Below are 5,677 nucleotides of genomic sequence, written 5' to 3' on the forward strand. Positions count from 1 at the left end.
AAGGCCGCGAAGGCGGTCGACCTGAAGGGCACGCAGGTGGCCTTCATGACGTACAACTCGGCGGTCACCGGTCCCAAGGCGCAGGTCCGCGCGGTGTTCGGGGCGAAGGGCGCCCTGCAGGAGGATTTCGGGAAGACCGTGCCGGCCCTCCTCTTGTTCGAGAAGGAAGAGGATCGCTACCCGACCGAGGCGTTCCCCCGCTCCGACAAGGAGCTCATGAAGACTCTCGGCTGCGAGGAAGCGGTTCAGATGCTGCTGGCGAAGGCGTAAGGCCGCACCGGGAGATGCGTTTCGCCCGGTCGACAGGTGCCTGCAGGCCGGGCCGTTCCTAAAATCCGAATCGGAGGGAGAACGGATGGCGAAGATACCCGAGAGCTACCTGCCGCCGCCCGAGCTGCGGCCCCAGCGAGTCTACAATCTCAACGAATTCAAGGACATTCCGCAGAAATTCAACTCCACCGAAGTGCTCCTCGACCAGACGGCCGCCAAGTACGGCGACAAGGTCGCGGTCTACTTCGATGACCAGCGCGTCACCTACAAGCAGCTCCAGGCCAGCGTCAACCGGGTGGCCAACGGGCTGAAGAAGCTCGGCGTGGAGGAGGGCGACCGCGTCATGCTGCGGATGCCCAACATCGTTCCGATCATCGTCTGCAACTTCGCCATCATCAAGATCGGCGCGGTCTGCCTTCCGACGTCGGTCCTGTTCGCCCGCACCGAGATCTCCCACGTGGCGAACCTCGCCGAGGCGAAGGTCCTGATCGTTGCGGCCACCATGCTCGGCGAAGTCGAGGCGGCGAAGGCGGACTTGAAGACCGTGAAGAGCATCGTCGTGGTCGGCGGGGACGAGAACGAGGTTCGCGCGAAGGGGTACATTCCGTACGCGGACCTGATGAAGAACCCGGACCAGTGCGAAGCGGTGAAGCGGGACCGGATGGACGTCTCCGTCCTCCTGTTCACCTCCGGGACGACCGGCCTGCCCAAGGGGACGGCCCACTTCATGGAGGAGTCGCTGATCGTCGCCGACGGGTTCGGCAAGTACTGCTGGGAGGTGACCGACAAGGACGTGATCGGCGGCCCCGCGCCGCTGGCGATGGCGGCGGGGTACTCCACCGTCGCGGTCATCCCGTTCCGGTACGGCGCGGGCGTCTCCCTCATCGGGAAGTTCGACCCGGTGGCGATGTTCAAGAACATCCAGAGCCACAAGATCACGATCATGTCCGCGCTTCCGACCGCGTACCGGAAGATGCTGGTCGACATCAACCCGAAGGATTGGGACTTCTCGTCCCTCCGGTTCTGCACCGGCGGCGGCGAGGCGCTCACCGCCAAGACGTACCTCGACTGGAAGGAGAAGTTCGGCCTCGAGCTGTACGAGGGGCTGGGCACCACCGAGATGATGTTCGTCTTCATCTCCGCGGCGGTGACCAAGAAGGTGAAGCCGGGCGCGATCGGAACGGCGTGCCCCGGGTACGACGTCCGCGTGGTGAACGAGAATTTCGAGCGGGTGAAGCCGGGCGAGGTCGGCAAGATGATCGTCCAGGGCCCCACGGGGACGATCTACTGGAAGGACAACGACAAGCAGAAGGGGTCGGTCCGCGACGGCTGGTGCCTGGCGGGCGACGTGGTCACGATGGACGAGGAAGGGTACGTCCAGTTCCTCTCCCGCGAGGACGACCTGATCAAGTCGTCCGGCTACCGGATCGGGCCCGAGGAGATCGAGGAGGCCCTGGTTACGCACCCGTCGGTCGCCGACGCGGGCGTGGTCGGCGTCCCCGACCCGGTCATCGGCCAGAAGACCAAGGCGTTCGTCGCCCTGAAGCCGGGCGTGGCCCCGTCCGAGGAGCTGAAGAAGGCGCTCGTCGAGCATTGCAAGGGGAAGATCGCCGTCTACAAGCTGCCGCGCGAGATCGAGTTCATCGACGCGATGCCGCGCACGGCGGTGGGCAAGCTCCTGCGGCGGATCCTGCGCCAGCAGGAGATCGACAAGGCGAAGAAGTAGGCCGGGGACGGTCGTCGCCGCGCAGTATCGCGCGGCGGTTCGCAGGGTGGGCCCCGGGGCGTCGCGTCCCGGGGCCCGATTCATTACGGGGAGAGCAGCCGCTTCCGGATCATGGCGAGGACCGCCTCGCCCGGCGTATCCCGGGCGTGCAGCGGGGGATCGCCGACCCCGGGGTGGACCTCCTCGAACGTCGGCCGCCCCTCCTTCCGGTAGAGGACTCCCACCGGGATCCTCTCATCCCACGACAGCGACAGTTCGAACGCCTTCCGCCGGTCCGACGGATCGTGATCCTCCGGGACCCGGTACGCCATCTTCCCGTACCACTGGTACGTGTTCTTCCTGTTGAAGGTGACGCACGGCTGCAGGATGTCGACGAGGGCGAACCCCCGGTGGGCGATCGCCTGGCGCATGAGCTCCGCGGTGAGCTCGACGTCCTGCGCCAGGGAGCGGGCGACGAAGCCGCACCCGAGCGCGATCGCGACCGCGAGCGGCGGGAAGGGGCCGGAGATCACGCCCGTTGCCTGGAGGGAGCCGGTCCAGCCGATGTCGCTCGTCGGGGACGGCTGCCCCTTGGTGAGCCCGTACACCTGGTTGTCGTGGACGAACAGCGCGATGTCCGGGTTGCGCCGGATGGCGTGGATGAAGTGGTTCCCCCCCTCCCCGTAGATGTCGCCGTCCCCGCTGGTCACCACGACCGTAAGGCGCGGGCTGGCCATCTTGATCGCCAGCGCGGCCGGCAACGCCCTGCCGTGGAGCCCGTTGAACACGTTCACGTCCACGTGGTGGGGGAGCTTCGCCGCCTGGCCGATCCCGGAGACCAGCACGATCTCGTGCCGCGCCTTCCCCGTGCTCTCCAGCGCCTTCTTCACCGCGGAGAGGATCGGGAAGTTCCCGCACCCCGGGCACCAGGCGTTCTCTACCGCCGTGTCGAACGTTCCGCCCATATCCTCTCCTTCACCTCCCCGGCCAGCGACTCCGGCGTGAACGGCAACCCGTCGAAGCGCGCCACCGTCCCGGCCACCCGCCTCCCGGTCTCCGCCCGGATGAGCCGCGCCAGCTGGCCGTTCCGGTTGTTCTCGACGGTGAACGCCGTCCCGTAGCGGGATACGATCGCGTCGATCTGTTCCGAAGGGAAAGGCCACACCTGCCGGAGGTGGACCGCCGCCACCCGCACGCCGTCCCGCGCGAGGATTTCCCGCGCCTCCGCGATCACGCCTTTCGTCGACCCGAAGCCGAAGAGCACGGCCTCGCCGTCCGGCGGTCCGCTGAGCAGGGGCGGCAGCGTCTCCGCCGCGAGACCCGCCTCTTTCCGGGCGCGCTTCTCCACCGTCCGGATCCGGGACGCGTGATCCTCCGTGATGTGGCCGTCCTCCGCGTGCTCGTCGCTGTCGGCCACCACCGTGATCCCGGCCTCGCCGGGGACCGCCATGGGGGAGATCCCGTCATCGGTCAGGGCGTACCGCAGGTACCTCCCTTCCCCGTTCCTCGGGACGTCCGGACCCCGGACGATCCGCCGGCGGACCGGAAGGACCGGGAAGTCGTCCGGGTCGGCGTCCACGACGGTGTCCGCGAGGTACTGGTCGGAGAGGAGGATGCACGGCACCTGGTGCGCCTCGGCGCTCTCCATGGCGTGGTGGGCGAGTGCGTATGCCTCCTCCACGGAGCCCGGGGAGAGGACCAGCCGGGGGAATTCGCCGTGTCCCGCCGAGATGGCGAACGCGAGCTCCTCCTGCCCCGTGCGCGTGGGCATCCCGGTGGCGGGCCCCGGGCGCATCCCGAGCACGACGACGACGGGGGTCTCGAGCATGCCGGCCAGGGAGAGCGCCTCGACCATCAGGGCGAATCCTCCGCCGGAGGTGGCCACCATGGCGCGCGCGCCGGCGTACGAGGCGCCGATCGCCATGTTCAGGGCGGCGATCTCGTCCTCCGCCTGTTCGAAGACCAGCCCGAGCGGCGGACCGTCGACCGAGAGGCCGTGGAGGACGCCGCTCCCCGGCGTCATCGGGTATCCCGCGGCGAACTTGCACCCGCCCGCAACCGCGCCCATCGCCAGCGCCTCGTTCCCCGACACGATCAGACGGGGGTGGAACGCCGCCTCGGGAAGCGGATAGCGTCCCGAAACGCGGCCTTCCGCCCACTCCGCGCCCAGCCGGATCGCTTTCCGGTTCTTTTCGAGGAAATCGCCCCGGAAGTCGAGCGCGAGGAGCCGGTCGGCCGCCTCGACGGGAACCCCGAGGACCCGGAGGACGATCCCCGCCCCCACGACGTTCGCCAGGATCGGGCTCCCTGCCGAAATCGCCATCTCCTTGAGCGGCACGGCAAGCACTCCTCCGGGCGCATCTCCCGGGGGGAGGTCGGAAAAGGCGAGGCCCGAAGGGTTGACCGCCGGGAGGAGATGCGGAAGGTGCGCCGGATCGAGCGCGAGGAGGATGTCCGCCCGTTCGCTGCCCGCGCGTACGGGGGCGTCCGCCACCCGGACGGTGTAGGAGTTCCGGCCGCCGCGGATCCGGCTCATGTAATCCTGGGTGGCGTGGAAATGGTGCCCCGCCGACACCGCGATGCGGGACACGAGGTTACCCGCCGTGTGGATGCCCTGGCCCGCGCCGCCCGCGATGCGGATGTTCACGTCGATGCCCATGGCGCCCTCCGGTCATTGGATGAAAAGCGCCGGACCGGGGTTCCCCCTCCCCTCGGGGGGGATGGGCCGCCGCGCCGGGAAGTCGGTCCCCGGCGAAACGGCCGGAGGTTCCGGGTTCATCTTATATGGAAAGAACAGGGACGTGGAGGGGCGTGGCCTGAGCGGGACGGATGGGCCGGAAGCGGCGCATGGCCGGCCGGCGGGGAGGGATTCCGATGAAGCACGACGCGGGAAGGTGTTTCGGGTTTCTTCACGTGAACGAGCGGGGCGGCAAGCCGCGGACCACCGGCGTCACGGAGATCCGGGGGCCGTACTACTCTCCTTTGGGGAAGCGGGCCCTGCTGGACATACTCGAGACGATGGGTGGATACGTCGACATCCTCAAATTCAGCGGCGGCTCCTTCAGCCTGATGCCGGAGGGAGCGGTGCGCGACCTGATCGACACCTGCCACGAGCACGACGTGAAGGTGTCCACCGGGGGCTTCATCGAGCACGTGCTGACGCTTGGCCCCGCCGCCGTGGACCGGTACCTCGAGGAGTGCGCCCGGCTGGGATTCGACATCGTCGAGGTGTCTTCCGGCTTCATCGCGATCCCGGACGACGACCTCGTCCGGCTCGTGGAGAAGGTCCGGTCTCTACGGATGCTCCCGAAGCCCGAGGTGGGGATCCAGTTCGGCGCGGGAGGCGCAAGCGCCGCTTCGGAGCTGGAAGCGGAGGGGGTCTCCGACCCGTCGCGGGCGATCCGCCAGGCGAAGCGGTACCTGGACGCCGGGGCGCACCTCGTCATGATCGAGTCGGAAGGGATCACCGAGCAGGTCAAGTCGTGGCGGACCGACGTTCCGGCCCGCTTCATCAACGAGCTGGGCCTTGAAAAGGTGATGTTCGAGGCGGCGGAGCCGGAGGTGTTCTCCTGGTACGTCAAGTCGTACGGGCCGGAGGTCAACCTGTTCGTGGACCACTCCCAGATCGTCCAGCTCGAGTGCCTCCGCTCCGGGATCTGGGGAACGAAGAGCACGTGGGGCCGCGTGGTGTCCTACAAGGGA

5 protein-coding genes are annotated in these 5,677 nt (G+C 68.3%); 3 read left to right on the top strand and 2 right to left on the bottom strand.

Annotated features, from left to right (window positions below; all coding sequences use genetic code 11):
* Both HZB86_08010 and HZB86_08015 read left to right on the top strand, forming a co-directional pair.
* The coding region (locus HZB86_08010; GenBank protein ID MBI5905481.1) for a hypothetical protein at positions 1-270 on the top strand (270 nt) is incomplete at its 5' end.
* Positions 271-355: 85 nt separating this feature from the next.
* Positions 356-1,996: an acyl-CoA synthetase gene (locus HZB86_08015; protein ID MBI5905482.1), complete on the top strand. Its 1,641-nt coding sequence runs from the start codon at positions 356-358 to the stop codon at positions 1,994-1,996.
* Between the two features lie 83 nt (positions 1,997-2,079).
* On the opposite strand, the gene HZB86_08020 is transcribed toward HZB86_08015, so the two are convergent.
* Entirely contained in the window at positions 2,080-2,940 is an 861-nt protein-coding gene (locus tag HZB86_08020) for a 2-oxoacid ferredoxin oxidoreductase (protein MBI5905483.1), read from the bottom strand.
* Entirely contained in the window at positions 2,913-4,634 is a 1,722-nt protein-coding gene (locus HZB86_08025; GenBank protein MBI5905484.1) for a 2-oxoacid:acceptor oxidoreductase subunit alpha, read from the bottom strand. Before HZB86_08025 ends, HZB86_08020 begins: the two co-directional genes overlap by 28 nt.
* 215 nt (positions 4,635-4,849) lie before the next feature.
* Here HZB86_08025 and HZB86_08030 point away from each other — a divergent pair.
* The coding region (locus tag HZB86_08030) for a phosphosulfolactate synthase (GenBank protein MBI5905485.1) at positions 4,850-5,677 on the top strand (828 nt) is incomplete at its 3' end.

It is taken from the genome of Deltaproteobacteria bacterium (assembly GCA_016234845.1).
In the GTDB taxonomy this organism is placed as follows: domain Bacteria; phylum Desulfobacterota; class Deferrimicrobia; order Deferrimicrobiales; family Deferrimicrobiaceae; genus JACRNP01.